This window comes from Klebsiella sp. OBRC7, assembly GCF_000293135.1.
Lineage (GTDB): Bacteria > Pseudomonadota > Gammaproteobacteria > Enterobacterales > Enterobacteriaceae > Klebsiella > Klebsiella michiganensis.
In genome coordinates this window covers 99,074-113,538 of sequence record NZ_ALNJ01000001.1, presented here as the reverse complement: position 1 = coordinate 113,538, position 14,465 = coordinate 99,074, and the positions used below count along the sequence as shown (strand labels likewise).

The 14,465-nt window shown below is 55.3% G+C and carries 13 protein-coding genes; 3 read left to right on the top strand and 10 right to left on the bottom strand.

The window, feature by feature from the left end:
* Positions 1–23 precede the first annotated feature (23 nt).
* Both fucO and HMPREF1144_RS00545 read right to left on the bottom strand, forming a co-directional pair.
* Complete coding sequence (gene fucO / locus HMPREF1144_RS00555; protein ID WP_009651616.1) at positions 24–1,175, bottom strand: lactaldehyde reductase; 1,152 nt, start codon at positions 1,173–1,175, stop codon at positions 24–26.
* 673 nt (positions 1,176–1,848) lie between these two features.
* A complete protein-coding gene (locus HMPREF1144_RS00545) occupies positions 1,849–2,169 on the bottom strand; it encodes a FaeA/PapI family transcriptional regulator (RefSeq protein WP_004853563.1) in 321 nt (106 codons plus the stop codon).
* Between the two features lie 171 nt (positions 2,170–2,340).
* On the opposite strand from HMPREF1144_RS00545, the gene HMPREF1144_RS00540 reads away from it, so the two are divergent.
* Genes HMPREF1144_RS00540 through HMPREF1144_RS00530 form a run of 3 tightly spaced genes read left to right on the top strand, consistent with a single transcriptional unit; the run spans position 2,341 to position 4,793 of the window.
* A complete protein-coding gene (locus HMPREF1144_RS00540; protein ID WP_009651614.1) occupies positions 2,341–3,081 on the top strand; it encodes a winged helix-turn-helix domain-containing protein in 741 nt (246 codons plus the stop codon).
* Positions 3,074–3,562 carry a hypothetical protein gene (locus HMPREF1144_RS00535; RefSeq protein ID WP_009651564.1) on the top strand — a complete coding sequence of 163 codons (489 nt, stop codon included), beginning with the start codon at positions 3,074–3,076 and terminating at the stop codon, positions 3,560–3,562. Before HMPREF1144_RS00540 ends, HMPREF1144_RS00535 begins: the two co-directional genes overlap by 8 nt.
* Entirely contained in the window at positions 3,528–4,793 is a 1,266-nt protein-coding gene (locus HMPREF1144_RS00530; RefSeq protein ID WP_009651584.1) for an HD domain-containing protein, read from the top strand. Before HMPREF1144_RS00535 ends, HMPREF1144_RS00530 begins: the two co-directional genes overlap by 35 nt.
* Before the next feature lie 25 nt (positions 4,794–4,818).
* Here HMPREF1144_RS00530 and HMPREF1144_RS00525 read toward each other — a convergent pair whose 3' ends face one another.
* From HMPREF1144_RS00525 to HMPREF1144_RS00490, 8 genes are read right to left on the bottom strand one after another with little or no spacing between them, the layout of a single operon-like run.
* Positions 4,819–5,550, bottom strand: coding sequence for an SDR family NAD(P)-dependent oxidoreductase (locus HMPREF1144_RS00525; RefSeq protein ID WP_004853568.1), 732 nt, complete (start codon positions 5,548–5,550; stop codon positions 4,819–4,821).
* Position 5,551: 1 nt separating this feature from the next.
* Entirely contained in the window at positions 5,552–5,803 is a 252-nt protein-coding gene (locus tag HMPREF1144_RS00520) for an acyl carrier protein (protein WP_004853570.1), read from the bottom strand.
* A 16-nt stretch (positions 5,804–5,819) separates the two neighbouring features.
* Positions 5,820–6,614, bottom strand: coding sequence for a MaoC/PaaZ C-terminal domain-containing protein (locus HMPREF1144_RS00515; RefSeq protein WP_009651601.1), 795 nt, complete (start codon positions 6,612–6,614; stop codon positions 5,820–5,822).
* The gene (locus tag HMPREF1144_RS00510) at positions 6,611–7,864 is read right to left on the bottom strand and encodes a beta-ketoacyl-[acyl-carrier-protein] synthase family protein (protein WP_004853573.1); all 1,254 of its coding nucleotides are present in this window, start codon (positions 7,862–7,864) and stop codon (positions 6,611–6,613) included. The genes HMPREF1144_RS00515 and HMPREF1144_RS00510 overlap by 4 nt, the downstream gene beginning before the upstream one ends.
* Positions 7,851–9,248, bottom strand: coding sequence for a TolC family protein (locus HMPREF1144_RS00505; RefSeq protein ID WP_009651592.1), 1,398 nt, complete (start codon positions 9,246–9,248; stop codon positions 7,851–7,853). The genes HMPREF1144_RS00510 and HMPREF1144_RS00505 overlap by 14 nt, the downstream gene beginning before the upstream one ends.
* Positions 9,245–11,188 (bottom strand): ABC transporter permease, encoded by a 1,944-nt coding sequence (locus HMPREF1144_RS00500; protein WP_009651541.1) that lies wholly within the window; start codon positions 11,186–11,188, stop codon positions 9,245–9,247. The genes HMPREF1144_RS00505 and HMPREF1144_RS00500 overlap by 4 nt, the downstream gene beginning before the upstream one ends.
* Positions 11,188–12,348: an efflux RND transporter periplasmic adaptor subunit gene (locus HMPREF1144_RS00495; protein WP_009651585.1), complete on the bottom strand. Its 1,161-nt coding sequence runs from the start codon at positions 12,346–12,348 to the stop codon at positions 11,188–11,190. The genes HMPREF1144_RS00500 and HMPREF1144_RS00495 overlap by 1 nt, the downstream gene beginning before the upstream one ends.
* Entirely contained in the window at positions 12,345–14,456 is a 2,112-nt protein-coding gene (locus HMPREF1144_RS00490) for a peptidase domain-containing ABC transporter (protein ID WP_004853581.1), read from the bottom strand. The genes HMPREF1144_RS00495 and HMPREF1144_RS00490 overlap by 4 nt, the downstream gene beginning before the upstream one ends.
* Positions 14,457–14,465 lie beyond the last annotated feature (9 nt).

Below are 14,465 nucleotides of genomic sequence, written 5' to 3'. Positions count from 1 at the left end.
CCGGCTTCGCTGCGATTGCCAAATTAGAAGATCTGCCGATACAGCGCTTTAATCTCTTCCAGACTGGTGTCACGCGGGTTGCCGCCGGTGCACACGTCCGCAAGGGCCGCGCCGGCCAGAGCATCAATATCCTCTTCTTTCATTCCCACGTCGCGCAGGCGCGCCGGGATATTGACGTCGCGATTCAGCTGCGCCACCGCCTCAATAGCTGCCTGACGCGCTTCGGCAATCGGCAGGGTTGACGCCTGCTTGTTGCCGAGGGCCACCGCGATGTCGCGATATTTTTCGCCAGTATATTCGGCGTTGTAGGCCATGATATGCGGCAGCAGCACCGCATTAGCCACGCCGTGCGGCGTACCGTAGAACGCGCCCAGCGGGTGGGCCATACCGTGGACCAGCCCCAGACCAACGTTTGAGAAGCCCATTCCGGCAATATACTGCCCCAGCGCCATCCCTTCCGCGCCCTGCGCCTCGCCCTGTACCGAAGCGCGCAGCGAGCGGCCAATCACCTCGATAGCCTTCAGATGCAGCATGTCGGTGAGTTCCCATGCGCCTTTGGTGATGTAGCCTTCAATCGCATGGGTTAGCGCGTCGACACCGGTCGCCGCCTTCAGGCTGGCCGGCATGCTGCTCATCATGTCGGCATCGATGATCGCCACTACCGGGATATCGTGCGGGTCGTAGCAAACAAATTTGCGGCGATTCTGTACGTCGGTAATCACGTAGTTGATGGTGACTTCGGCTGCCGTACCAGCGGTGGTTGGGATGGCAATCATCGGCACGGCGGCGTTTTTCGTCTCCGCCCCGCCTTCCAGACTGCGGACGTCGGCGAACTCCGGGTTATTAATGATGATGCCTATCGCCTTACAGGTATCCTGCGGTGAGCCGCCGCCGATAGCGATCAGGTAGTCGGCGCCCGACTGTTTAAACGTCTCTACGCCCTGCTGCACAACCTCAATCGTGGGATTCGGGACCACTTCATCAAAAATGCTGTAAGGCAGCCCGGCTTCGTCGAGAATAGCAAAAACTTTTGTCGCTACGTTAAAACGAATCAGATCCTTATCCGTGACCACCAGCGCTTTTTTGAAGCCGCGTTTTTTAACTTCGTCAACGATACAGCGAATCGAACCTGGGCCAAAATAAGAGGTTTCGTTTAAAATCATTCTGTAAGCCATTTGTGCTCCCTCAACTCGAGTGTTTGGTAACCATAATATTTAGCCCTACAGTAACGTGACTGAAGCAGCCATTTTATTATTTCATATCAAATAACACCCTAATTGCCCGGCACCTGACTCAGTTAATTAACGCATCGCACTTTAGCTATGAGATTTGTCCAACATACTGGACATCCGTGGCCATCATTTTAATGACGACCACTGGCACTCTGCAGCATTATAAATTTGAGAAAGATATTATCTCATTATGTATATTATTGAAGTAGATCACATTATTTTATTTTTAACCACCGACACGCATTCATATAGCAAAAAAGAGAGCTGTACAGAAGCACAAAATGTCTCCGCGCGCCAACCTCATTACAGCATATGGTCATATCGTCGACTTAACACTTTAGAAACAAAAACATCATTTACACAACAAAACGGTCATTCCGGGCCGTCGACTATCGATTAAAAATCCCCCATAAGAATTATCTGTCATTATCGGCAATTGCTTATCGATCAAAGGGTAGACGAAATACCTTTTACTTAGGAGGTGTGAATTTTCACTATTAAGAATATTCTCTATTAATTGCGAGATATTAACTATCAAAAAGATAAAAAAAATCAAAAAAAAACCTAAGAGGCTTATATTTATTGCAAACATCATAACCTCTTGTTAGTATAACCTTTAGTCCATATTTTTATTATAAAAATACCATTTATGATGCTTATTAAACTTTATTCTTATCACCTGACCATACTTCTCCAACGGCAGGAGTAAATGTCTGACCTTATAAATTGACATTTCACACTTGTCCGCTAACTCACGAGTAAGTAACCCCTCAGGCTCATGTTCTTTTAATACATAAAGAATATACTCCTGCTCTGGTACAAGTACCCCGGAGAATTTATTGATACCCATTGAACTCATCAATACTCGTAAACTTTCAACTGCAGCTACAGAATTTTGATGTGAATGCGGGGTACAGGGTGAAAATGAAATCTTCATGAGTCAGCTCCTTCTGTCATTAAGTACACGGCAGTATGGATTGCCCCTACTAAAACGGCAACATTAGCTTTAAATTTCAAGCTAAACAGTACATTTATCTGAAATTCACTTTTTTTTATGATAAAAACCCTGATATAAAGAGTGAATTTTTAATTCCGTGCGGAGATAAAAATGCGGTTCGATATAGAGGGATTTATTACATTTGATACTGAGGAAGCATCTCTGGTCAATCTGTTGACCGGTGATTGTATTGAACTCTCTGCTACTTCCACTCGCCTCCTGACCAATCTGTTACAATACCGAGGGGATATTATTTCTCGCGTTGATATTTTTCAGTCGGTATTTGAAAAGTATGGCGCCAGACCTTCTAATAGTAATCTTAATCAATACATCTCAACGCTACGTCGCAGCCTTGCCGATCTGGGCATAGAGAAAAATGTGATTATTACGGTTCCGCGAATCGGTTTTAAGATTTCTGAAGAGGTCATTATCACCTGCGACAATGATTACTCCTCCTCTTTCACACTCCCGACGCTTACCCCAGAATCTCCCAGGCGTAATCTGCTGTGGAAACACCGCAAAGTCGCCATTTTATTTATCCTGTTAGCGATCGGTTTGATGCTGTTTTCACAGATCTTTACCGATAAAAAACAGTCATCTACAATATCTTTCATTCAGGATAAATGTACGATTTATAGCGCCGGAACACTACGCGCAACGGAAATACTCAGAAATAAAAAGCTGTTCCCCTCAGGGCTCGATTGCTCTACGCCAAAGAAAATATACCTTTTCAACCGACAACTAAATCAGGAACAAGATTTAGGTATTTATATGGATATATTCATACTCAAATGCGATATGAAGTACCAGCAGTGCCATAGTTACTACTATAAGGAAATAAAAAATGCGTAAATACGCTTTAATCGTTCTGCCCTGTACGCTGGCGCTGACATTAGCTTTCATCCTGTACATTTTTTTCAACAGCCGTGACACCTTCTCCTGTAAATCTCAGTACGACCTTACTGAAAATATAAATGAGAACATTCTCCGCTCACAGGGCTTGCTTTCCGCTGAACTTTCTAACCATCGTCTTTTAATCAACCTTGAGGGATTACTTACCAGTAATGGCAATAAATACATTGTCTCGCGCACCATCGCCCTCAATTTAAAAAAAACCACTACTGCGGGTCATCTTTTTTATATTTCCGATGCGCAAATCACTCGCCACAGCGGTGATAATACGCCTGAAAATATCGCGCAGAAAAACCTCTTTAGCGATCAAACTCCTGATAGAATCATCTATATAAATCGCGTTAATAATGATACTATTTTATTCGGTAACCAGACGTTCCCACAATATGGTTGCCAGCGTCAAAAAACAATCATTGATTGAGATTTATCTCATTAATTTTAATTATAAAGATATCATGACGATACATTTACTACCGACGTTAGCCAGCATCGCTAATATTATTGATATGATTAACCCACGGCTAAACCTGCACCATGTCAGAACGGCGTTTATCGCATCGCATCTGGCTAATTTAGTCGGTTTCTCTGCGGCCCAGCGGCGTAAAACCATTCTCGCGGCTCTTGTTCATGATGTCGGCGGGTTAAATGAAAAATCGCGCCTTGAACCGCTAAATTACATCGATAACGAACATAATAATCACGCGCTTATCGGCAGCGAGTTGCTTAGCCGAATTCCGCTGTTTCGCCCGCTTAACAGAATTGTTCGCTATCACCACACCCGCTGGCGCAATGGTCTCGGGCATTATATTGAAGGTGAGCGAGTGCCCGAAGAGAGCCATCTGCTCTTCTTCGCTGATCGACTGGATGTGCTTTATTGCCAGCACCGTACCGACCATAGCGTTTTTTTACGCAACAAGCTAATCGACATCGTTGCCGCCGGAACCAACATTCTTTATAAACAGGAGTTTATTCAGGCCTTCAGAAAGCTCTCCGCCGATGACCGTTTCTGGTCTGTCATGGCCTCCAGCGACTATCGCGATTACATTAACGCGATCCCCGGCGTCCATAACGACACCCTCTCTTTACACAATCTCCGCGATATTGCCGAGCTGGTCTCTTTTATTATCGATCAGTTCAGCCAGCAGACGCCCTGGCACTCCGCAGCCGTCGGGCACATTGCCGGTTATCTGGCGACAAAAATAGAAATGAGCGCGACGCAAACGTTGAAAGTAGAGATTGGCGGGTTACTGCATAATATTTCCTGCCTGGATCATAGCCCGCAGTCGAAGCGCGTTAATGCAGCAGGCAACGTCCTGAACACGCTTTATCCTATTGAAGGTATTGATGATATTTCTGAGTGGATGGCTATACAACATTGCACCGCGCCGCTTCAGTTATCTCAGGAAATCCTCAAACCAGAAGCCGTGCTTATCGCGGTGAGCCGACGGGTAGTCCATGCGCTAAACGGGCCGAAAGCGGAAGAGAAGTCGCTGGCGCAGTTAATAAAAAATAATCCGGGAGATGAAATTCCCCCGTTTATGTTGGCCCTGATTGCCCAATACTCCTCACAGATTATTCAGGTCTATCGTGCAACCGCTGGCGAAATTAAAGCGTTAGTGAATCGCATTGCGCAACTCGCGCATTCTGTTTAGGAGCTAAACCAGCCTAATCACAGACTCAGGCGCTCAATCCACCGTCCAGAACCAGGGTTTGTCCGGTCATATACTGGCTCCCCTCACCGATTAAAAACGCCACCGCTTGCAGCACATCATCCGTTTCGCCCAATCGGCGTAGCGGTATCGACTGGCGCATCTCTTTTAATTTTTGCGCGGGTATCTCCTCCAGCATCTCCGTACGGATCAGGCCCGGAGCCAGGCAGTTGACCCGAATGCCGAAGCGCCCGACCTCGAGCGCCAGCGAGCGGGCAATACCGCTCATCGCCGCTTTACTCGCGGCGTACGCCGTCTGCCCCACGTTGCCCTTTAACGCGCTGACCGACGACATCATCACAATGGAGCCCCGCCGCTGCGTTAACATCGCCGGCAGCAGCACCCGGTTCCAGTTCATCATCGAGATCACATTGGTGTCCAACACCTCGCGCCAGAGCGCGGCGTCCTGATGAATATGCAGGCCATCGCGAGCTATCCCGGCATTGTGGATAATCGCTTCCGGTGCCCCCCGTTCGGCCAGTAGCGCCTGCGCAAGCTGTTCAACCCGCGACGCGTCGTTGCCGTCGCAGACATATCCCTGTACCCGGTGGGCGGAATTTTCGCTCGCCGCACGAGTGGCGTTAATCGCAGCCTCATCGCGGCCGGTAAAGACCACGTTCCCGCTTTGCGCCAGGCCGGTGACCAGCGCCCGACCAATACCGCGGCTGCCGCCGGTCACCAATATCCATTGTTGCGCCATATCAGTTACCTGACTCCTTGCTGATGTGCTGACACAGTTCGCCCAGGGTGATCCCCGGATTGTGAATGAACCAGTCCGCCTCCAGAGTAATATTGAATTCACGTTTTGCCAGCACCATGAGCTCGACGTAGTCAAGGCTATCCAGTTTCAGTCGAACCAGCGGCGTATTCTCATCAATCTCATCCGGTTCCAGATCTTTCGCATCGCAAATCATTTCACATACTTTTTGCAGAACTTCATCATAGGCAGTCATAAATTATCCTTAATTATCAATTATGCACGGGGCCAACTTTTAGCGTGACCACGTTCGTTATTATCAGGTCATCCAGCTGCGCCGCAGCGGCGATGCGCACCAGCGCCCCCTGTTCGGCCTGGCCCACCACCAGCGAGGGCAGCAGCCAGAGCGACAGAGATTGGGGCCGAATCGGCGTCGCTTTGCCCGCGAGACGAGCATCAAACACCACCTCCTGGTGGGTTTGTAGCACCGGATAGCGGGTAAATATTTGCTGCAACGAGGTTTCCTGCGGCCCGAGCAGGGCCGCGATGTTTTCCTGGCGCAGCAGCGCGGGATCGCCAATCAGCTGGCGGAACAGCAAGGCGTCAAGATACTGCCACTGCGCCAGGTCGGGCCAGGCGGCGTTGAAGCGGGACTGCAGCTCGCGCAGCGTCTTTGGCGCAATTATGCAGGGCTGTTTACCCACCAACGATTCCGGCTCGGCCGCCGTGGTCATCTGGCAGGACAGGCAGAGTTCGCCATTCAGCGGATTGCTGACCGATGTGGCGGATAAAAGGCGATTTTTGGCTACCCCGGGTGTTAACAGCCAGTCGGTATCGCACCATATTGGCCTGCGTAAGCGAACCTGGCATTTTACGTAACGCTCAGGGCGGTACAGTCGGGAGTGGGCATCGCGCTTCACGTCGAGCAGCGCGCGCATTCCGTGGACGCTCAGCTGTCCCGCGCCCATCTCGCGCGCTGCCGCGAGGTCGAAGTGAATCGGGTTTTCGTCGCCGGAAAACGCCGCCCACTGCTGCGCGTCGGCAAGGGTGTAGTGCAGCAGCGTCACGCGTGTTTCTCCAGCACCAGCGCAGCATTCGCGCCGCCGAAACCAAAGCTCAGATTCAGCGCCCGATGTATCTCCCCCTGACGGTGCCCTTCGGCGATATAGTCAAGATCGCACTGCGGGTCAGGCTGGGTTAAATGGGCCGTCGCAGGCAGGATCCCCGCCGCCATCGCCTGCAGGCAAACAATGGTCTCGAAGCTACCTGCGGCGGCAATCAGATGCCCGGAGTAGGCTTTGGTGCTGGAAATCGGGATGCGGTACGCTTCGTCGCCCAGCGCCTTTTTCAGCGACTGCGTTTCGTTGAGATCGTTGAGCGGCGTTGAGGTGCCGTGGGCGTTGATGTAATCGAGGTCAGCAGGCTGGAGATCCGCGCCACGCAGCGCCCAACGGATGGTCTGCTCGCGGGCTACGCAGTCCTCCGCCGGGGAGGTAAAATCCACCGCGTCGGAGAAATTAGCATAGCCGGTGACCTCCGCCAGGATCGTCGCCCCGCGCGCGAGGGCGCTCTCGCGCTCCTCCAGGCACAGCACCGCCCCGCCTTCCGAAAGCACGAACCCGCTGCGCTGCAGGCTGAACGGACAGCTGGCCCGCTCCGGCGACTCCGTTTCCCGGCTCAGCGCGCCGAGCACATCGATATTCCAGATCGCGCAAACGCTGTTTAGCGATTCCCCGGCACCGGCGAGCAGCATGCTGGCGCGGCCAAAGCGAATCGCATCATAGGCCTCGCCGATAGCGATAGTGCCGGTGGCGCAGGCCGCGACCGGGGTATTTTGATAGCCGCGTAAATTCCACAGCTGGCTACAGGCGGCGGTGCTCACGTTGGGCATGGAAAAAAAGCAGCTAAAGGGCGAGGAGACGCCGGTTTTCTCAAACTCGGGTACCGCCAGATAGCTTTCATCCAGCCCTGCCCAGCCGGAACCGATGATGGCGCCGCACATTAGCGGGTCATAAAACGCCGTAGGAGCTTCGCCCGCAAAGGCCATCGCCACCGCTTCCCGCGCGGCGGCCAGCGCCAGGCGCGCGTGACGCGGCAGACGCCGACGAATCGCGGCGGGAACCCCCTTGAGGCTGGGTTCATTCGCCACCTGCCCGATAAAATGCGTGTGAATACCGTTCGCGGAGAGATCCACATAGCGGTAGCCGCGTCGATAATCCATGATGGCCTGCCAGCTTTCGGCGGCGCTATCGCCGAGGGGAGTCACCGCGCCATAGCCGGTTATCACCACGCGATAAGGGGATTTACTGTGACTCATTCTGGGAAGTCCTCTGTTGCGGGTTAATGCCTCCCTGCGCCAGCCAAAGCTGCAAAGTGGCATAAAGATAGTCGTACTGGTTCTGCGCCAGGCTGTTCTGCACATCAAGCAGCGCGTCCTGGGCGTTCAGCAGAGTCTGATAATCCACCGCCCCTGAGCGGTAGCGGCTCCCGGTGAGCGCCAGACGCTGCTCGCCCAGCTGCAGCGATTGCAGCAGACGATCGCGCTGCTCGTCGGCGTTAAGCCGCTTCTCCATCGCGTTGTCCACCTCCGACAGCGCGGTATAGGCGGTGCGGCGAAAGTTCACCGCCTCCTGCTGTACCTTCACGCTGGCCTGTTCCACGGTGAGCTGTACCGTGTTCCACTGGATAAAGGGTGCGGAAACGCTGCTGCCCACGGTGCGCAGCGGGTCGTTAAACCACTGGTGAAAGAGCTGGCTTCCGGCGCTTAGCGTTCCCTGCAGCGAGAGCGTGGGATAGAAGCTCAGCCGCGCGGCGTCTGAGCCCGCCAGCGCCGCCCGCAGGCGGGATTCCGCCGCCTGCAGGTCCGGACGGCTGGCGAGCGCGGCCAGCGGCGTGGCGTTGGCAATAGCGATATGCTGACGCACATCCAGCGCGGAGGACTCATCGGTGTGCTGAGCCGGCGGTCTGTTGAGCAGCAGCGCCAGCGCGTTACGGGAAATCGCCCGCTGCTGCTTCAGACTCAGCAGCTGATTCTGGCGGCTAAAGACCGTCTGCCGCGCCTGCAGCACATCGAGCAGGCCCACTTTCCCCGCTCGCTGCCAGGACTCAATCTGCGCCAGCGTCTGCCTGGCGATATCCAGACTCGCCGCCTGATACGTCATTTGCTGGTTCAGCAGTGCGATGTTCCAGTACAGCTGCGCGGTGGTGTCAATCGTCGACAGGATCGTCGCCCGGTAGTCCTGCTCGCTGGCTATCGCCTCCCATTCGCTCTGCTCCCGGATCCGCGCCAGCTTGCCCCACAGATCCAGCTCATAGCTCAGGGACAGTGAGGCGCTGTAGCTCTCCTGCGAACCGCCGCTGTTGAGCGGTTTTGAGTTACTGCCGGAGCCGTTGAGGCTCGCGTCGGGGCTGATATTGGTCCGGGTGAGCCCGGCGGAAATACGCGCCTGCTTAAGGGTTAAGGCGGCAGCGGCGAGATCGTTATTGCTTTCCAGCACCTGGCCCACCACCCGCGACAGACGTTCGTCGCCGAAACGGTCCCACCAGCGCTGCGCTTTCTCCTGCGAGCGCGCGATGCTGTCTCCCTCTGTCCGCTGCCAGTTCTCCGGCACTGACAGAAGCGGGCGCTGATAATCGCTGCGGGTTAAATTCCCGCAGCCCGTCAGCAATATAATTAACGGTAATAAAGTCAGCGGTCTCATTCGCGGGCCAGCGCCTCCGTCGGGTTCAGTCGCGCCGCGCGGCGCGCTGGAAAATAGCCAAACGTCAGGCCAATCAGGGCGGAAAAACCGCAGGCCATCGCTACCGGCAGCCAGGTGAAAACCATGGAAAACTCCTGCGTCAGCAGGGCAAACAGGTTACCGGTGGCCCAGGAGCCCAATACCCCTGTCAGCCCGCCGAGCGCGCAGATCATCACCGCCTCAATTAAGAATTGGTGCATGATGTCGCTGGGGCGAGCGCCGACCGAAAGCCGGATGCCAATCTCATGGGTGCGTTCGGTAACGGAAACCAGCATGATGTTCATGACGCCAACGCCGCCAACCAGAAGCGAGATGGCGGCAATCGCGGTGATCAGCAGCGACATGGAGTCAGAGGTTTTTTGCAGCGCGTTGGCGAGCTGTTCGTCGGTCTGGACAAAGAAATCTTTTTTGCCGTGCTCGCGGATAAGATGCCTTTCCGCCCGCCGCGCCGCGTCCTGCGGCGACAGCGTTTCCTGAAAGCGCAGCGTGAGCGCCTCCAGCGGTTTGTCCCCGGAAATCCGCTGCAATAAAGAGGTATAGGGGATCCAGGCCGACATAAACCCGCTGACCACCTTCGGTCCCGGCTTGCTGGCGATGCCGATCACCCGCCACGGCGCGCCGGCGATTTGCACAATTTTACCCAGCGGATCTTCATTACCGGGAAACAGCGTCTCTTTGCTGGTTTCATCCAGCACCAGCACCGGTTCACGATCGTCGACATCGCGGTGGGTAAAACCGTTGCCGTGGAGGAAACGAATGCCCTGCAGCGAGAAATAGTCGGCGGAAACCCCGGAAAGAATAATTGAGGAATCAAACCCCTGGCGCACCGCGGTCGTCATGCTGGAGACAATCGGCGACACCCCAAGCACCCACGACTGTTTGCCGAGACTGGCGATATCATCCAGCGACAGCGCCCGCTCCATATCCGGACGCTTGCTGCCCCAGCCGGTGCCGGGGCGGATTTCGAGCGTGGTATTACCCAGCTTGCCAATCTCGTTCATGATGCTCTGCCGGGCGCCTTCTCCCACCGCCATGGAGGAAACCACGGACGAAATGCCGATGATAATCCCCAGCATCGACAAAAAGGCGCGCATACGATGCCCCAGCAGCGACCGCCATGCCATCCGTACCGACTCTCCGATGCTGCGCGACAGCGAGGCCCGGCCGTTATCCTGCACCGCGGGCAGCCGCGGAATGCCGTGATTATCACGCGCGCCGCGAATGCTGTCGGCGACCACCTGCCCATCGCTGATCTCGACGATCCTCTGGGCCTGCTGCGCCACCTCGCGATCGTGGGTCACGATAATCACCGTATGCCCGTCAGCGTTCAACTGGTGCAGAACATCCATCAGCGCCCGGCCGCTGACGCTATCCAGCGCCCCGGTGGGTTCATCGGCGAGAATAATCTGCGCGCCGTTGATCAGCGCCCGACAAACGCTGACCCGCTGCTGCTGGCCGCCGGAAAGCTGCGCGGGTTTATGCGCCAGGCGCGCGTCAATGCCCAGCTTTTCCGCCAGCAGCGCAATGCGTGCCTGGCGCTCAGCTGCGGGCATCGCGGTATAGAGCGCAGGGATGGCAATATTCTCTTCCGCCGTCAAATAAGGCATCAGGTGATAGCGCTGAAAAATAAATCCCAGCCAGCGGCTGCGCAGCTCCGCCAGCTCTGCGCTGTCGGCCTGATGGGCGGCGATGCCGTTGATATACACTTCACCGCTGCTGGGTTTATCCAGACAACCGATAATATTCATCAGCGTCGATTTACCCGAGCCGGAAGCGCCCATAATCGCCACCATCTCGCCGGGCATAATGGTCAGAGAGATGGATTTCAGCACCGGAATCCGTTGCGTCCCGGCAACAAAATGGCGCGTGACGTTGTTCAGCAAGATTAGCGGCTCAGCCATCAGATGGACCCCGCATCCTGCGGGATTACCACCCGCTCACCGGACTGTAATCCTTCAAGAACCTGCGCATACTGGCGGTCGTTAATACCGATGCGAATGGTACGCTCCTCGCTGCCGTTCTCCTTTTGCACCACGACCAGGTAGCGCTCATCGCCGAGCGAACGCCCCAGCGCGGCAACCGGCACGCGCAGCGCATCTTTCACCTGCGCGATGCGGATAAACACCTGGGCGGTCATCGAGGTTTTCAGCAATCGCTGGCGATTATCCACCTCGAAGGTGCCGTTATAGTAAATGGCGCTGCTCTGCTGGTTACCGACAGACGCGCCGGCGTTTTGTTCCTCCAGCGCCTCCTGCGGCGCGGGCTGGACATAGCCAAGCTCCCCTTCATAACGGGTTTGCGGGTCGGCAATGACGTAAAACCATAGCGGCTGTCCCGGATGGATTTTCTGGATATCGGCTTCGGAAATGCGGGTTTGGACCTGGACTTTATCGAGATCGGCGAGCACCAGAATCGTGGGCGCAATTTGCGAGGAGACGATGGTTTGCCCTTCACGGGTCACGATGCCCAGCACTTCGCCATCCATAGGCGCGAGAATGCGGGTATAGCCGAGGTTGGCGTTGGCAGTCTGCACGCTCATTTCCGCCTGCACAATCTGCGCCTCATTCACCGCAATCTGCTGAACCTGCGCGGCATACTGCGCCTGCGCCTGTTCGAGGTCGCTGCTCACGCCGGAGCCGTCGCGGCTCATGGCCTGCTCGCGCGCCAGCGCTTTGCGGTACTGCACCAGCATGGCCTCAGAGGACAGCTTTTGCGCTCTGGCGCTGGCCAGCTGCGCGGTAGCGTTGCGTAAGTCGGAAAGCTGCAGCGTCGGGTCGATTTCGGCTAACAGCTGCCCTTTGCGCACCCGCTCGCCCTGGCGCACGTACAGTTTACGCAGCTGGCCGCTGACCTGCGCGCCGACGCTCACCTGGACGGCAGGTTTGATAATCCCGCTCGCCAGCACGACCTTTTCGATATCCCCGCGATCGAGCGTAACGGTATCAATCGACTCGGCCTGTGCCGGAAATGAACGCTGATAGTAGACGGCGGCAACAATGGCCAGCATAGCGACCAGCGCAAACAGCCACGTTTTACGGCGGCGTAAAAATGCTCTTCTCATTGGCCCACCTCTCCCTGTGTGATATCGCGCAGCTTGCCTTCCTTCAGGCGATAAACCCGCGTGAAATGATGCAGGATCTGCTCGCTGTGGGTCACGACGATCAGCGTCTTGCCCTGTTCGCGGCAGTGCTGGCACAGCGCGAGGATCGCCGTTTCCGCGGTTTCATCATCAAGATTGGCGGTCGGTTCGTCGAACAGCAGTATGGGCCGGGTGCTGTAAAGCGCCCGCGCCAGCATCAGCCGCTGACGCTGGCCTAAAGAGAGCGCCGAGTGGCTCTCGCGGATCAGCGCCTCCATTCCTCCCGGCAGCGCCTGAACCACCGGCGCCAGCGCCATTTTTTCGACCAGCGCCTCCACTCGCCCGCGATCGCTGTCGCTGTACCACGGATCAAACAGGGTGATGTTTTGCAGCACCGAGGCGTTGAACAGGATGTCTTCCTGACTCTGTAGCCATACCTGCGACGCCAGCTGCTGCGCGCTCACCTCATCGTTGTTCAGCAAAATTCGCCCATGCTGCGCGGAAAAAAGCCCTGCCATCAGCCGCAGCAGGGTGCTTTTTCCGGCGCCGGAGTCGCCCACGATCGCCAGCCGATCGCCGGGCTCCAGGATGAGATCAACGGCATTGAGTACCGGACGCTGCGGGTTGTAATGAAAGCTCACCTGCTCGAACGTCAGCCGCGGAACGGCTTCACCGCTGAGCGGAGCAAACTGGGGCGCAGCAGGCTCATGGCGGGTGAACAGGCCCTGCGCGCGGGTATCAATCACGTGCAGCTGTGATTTACGGATCACGGCATAAAATATCCGCGTGACGTAGGAGGTAAAAATCTGTCGTAAAAAGCTGTAGGCAAAAAAGTCGCCCAGCGAGATAAGCTTTGCATGCACCAGCGGCAGCACCACCAGCATGAAAACCACCATCTCAAGGCTACCGGTCAGCTGGTACAGTCCCTCTTTGACCTGCTGATAGACTTTCTGCCGCTGGAGGCAGGTGAAAAGGTCATGAGACAGACGGGCAAACTGCGCTTTACGCTGCGTCTCCAGTCCGGCGGTTTTGATAGTTAACACGCCCTGTAGCGTTTCCATAAAAAAGTCATTCAGCGTCGCGCTTTTCAGCTGCAGCTGCTGCGTATACCAGCGGTCGCGGAAAATGGCCCAGACGCTAATCAGCCCCATAGCCACAATACCCACGGCGGAAATCAGCGCCAGCACCGGGGAGATCCAGAACATAATACCGATCGCGATAACGCAGATGATCCAGTCCGAGCGGAGCCCGTTATCCAGTTCGATTTTTTGCAGCATCCCGCCCTGCCAGGCGATAAAACGGCTGAAAACGTCCCCCGGCGCGCGTTTTTCAAAAAAACGCAGCGGATTATTCAGCAGGCGGGAAAAACCGATATCGCTCTTAAGCAGGACAAAGCGGCGAATAAATCGCTCGCTAATCACCCTGACGCCCAGCGCCAGCAGCGTGGATACAACAAAGGCGAGGATGAACCATAAATAAGGAAACTGCGTATTTTGAACGTCAGAGAAGGCCTGATTGATCGCCCGGCTGACCATCGTCGGCATTAAAAACAAGGTGAGCGAAACCAGGAAGGTCAAGAGCATCAGCTTATAAATGCCCGGTACCGCCGCGGTCTCCTTCAGGCTCATCGCCCGCGGCATCTCCTGCTGCGCGCCAGCAATAACCGGGTCCGGGCCGGCAATCGCGCCGGGCGACTCTTCAAGGATCAGCGCATAGCCGCTAATCTCTTTTTTTAATGCCGAGAAAGGCAGCCACTGCTGGCCAATCGCCGGATTCATGACGCAGACGTAATCCCCTTTTCGCCAGGCCAGCAGTACATAGTGGCTGGCGCCGTAGTGCAAAATGGACGGGAACGGCAGCGCATGAAGCTCTGCGTGATCGAACAACACCGGCGCGGTGGCAATACCGATCTGCTGCAGGATAACGGATAAATCGCTCAACGATGTCCCATGATCGGATGCCGGGAAAATTTCCCGCAAAGCCGGCAGCGAGCACGGAATATTCTGGGTTTGCGCCAGCATCGCAATACAGGAGAGGCCGCATTCATTGGTCTCTTCCTGGAAAACCATATCAGGAATAATCTTTTTCATGATGATGCA

Bases quoted from the DNA above. Each gene is read 5' to 3' on its own strand.
- HMPREF1144_RS00505 (WP_009651592.1), bottom strand. From the start codon at position 9,248: ATGAGACCGCTGACTTTATTACCGTTAATTATATTGCTGACGGGCTGC.
- HMPREF1144_RS00535 (WP_009651564.1), top strand. From the start codon at position 3,074: ATGCGTAAATACGCTTTAATCGTTCTGCCCTGTACGCTGGCGCTGACA.
- HMPREF1144_RS00540 (WP_009651614.1), top strand. From the start codon at position 2,341: ATGCGGTTCGATATAGAGGGATTTATTACATTTGATACTGAGGAAGCA.
- fucO (WP_009651616.1), bottom strand. From the start codon at position 1,175: ATGGCTTACAGAATGATTTTAAACGAAACCTCTTATTTTGGCCCAGGT.
- HMPREF1144_RS00525 (WP_004853568.1), bottom strand. From the start codon at position 5,550: ATGGCGCAACAATGGATATTGGTGACCGGCGGCAGCCGCGGTATTGGT.
- HMPREF1144_RS00530 (WP_009651584.1), top strand. From the start codon at position 3,528: ATGGTTGCCAGCGTCAAAAAACAATCATTGATTGAGATTTATCTCATT.
- HMPREF1144_RS00520 (WP_004853570.1), bottom strand. From the start codon at position 5,803: ATGACTGCCTATGATGAAGTTCTGCAAAAAGTATGTGAAATGATTTGC.
- HMPREF1144_RS00495 (WP_009651585.1), bottom strand. From the start codon at position 12,348: ATGAGAAGAGCATTTTTACGCCGCCGTAAAACGTGGCTGTTTGCGCTG.
- HMPREF1144_RS00490 (WP_004853581.1), bottom strand. From the start codon at position 14,456: ATGAAAAAGATTATTCCTGATATGGTTTTCCAGGAAGAGACCAATGAA.
- HMPREF1144_RS00545 (WP_004853563.1), bottom strand. From the start codon at position 2,169: ATGAAGATTTCATTTTCACCCTGTACCCCGCATTCACATCAAAATTCT.
- HMPREF1144_RS00510 (WP_004853573.1), bottom strand. From the start codon at position 7,864: ATGAGTCACAGTAAATCCCCTTATCGCGTGGTGATAACCGGCTATGGC.
- HMPREF1144_RS00500 (WP_009651541.1), bottom strand. From the start codon at position 11,188: ATGGCTGAGCCGCTAATCTTGCTGAACAACGTCACGCGCCATTTTGTT.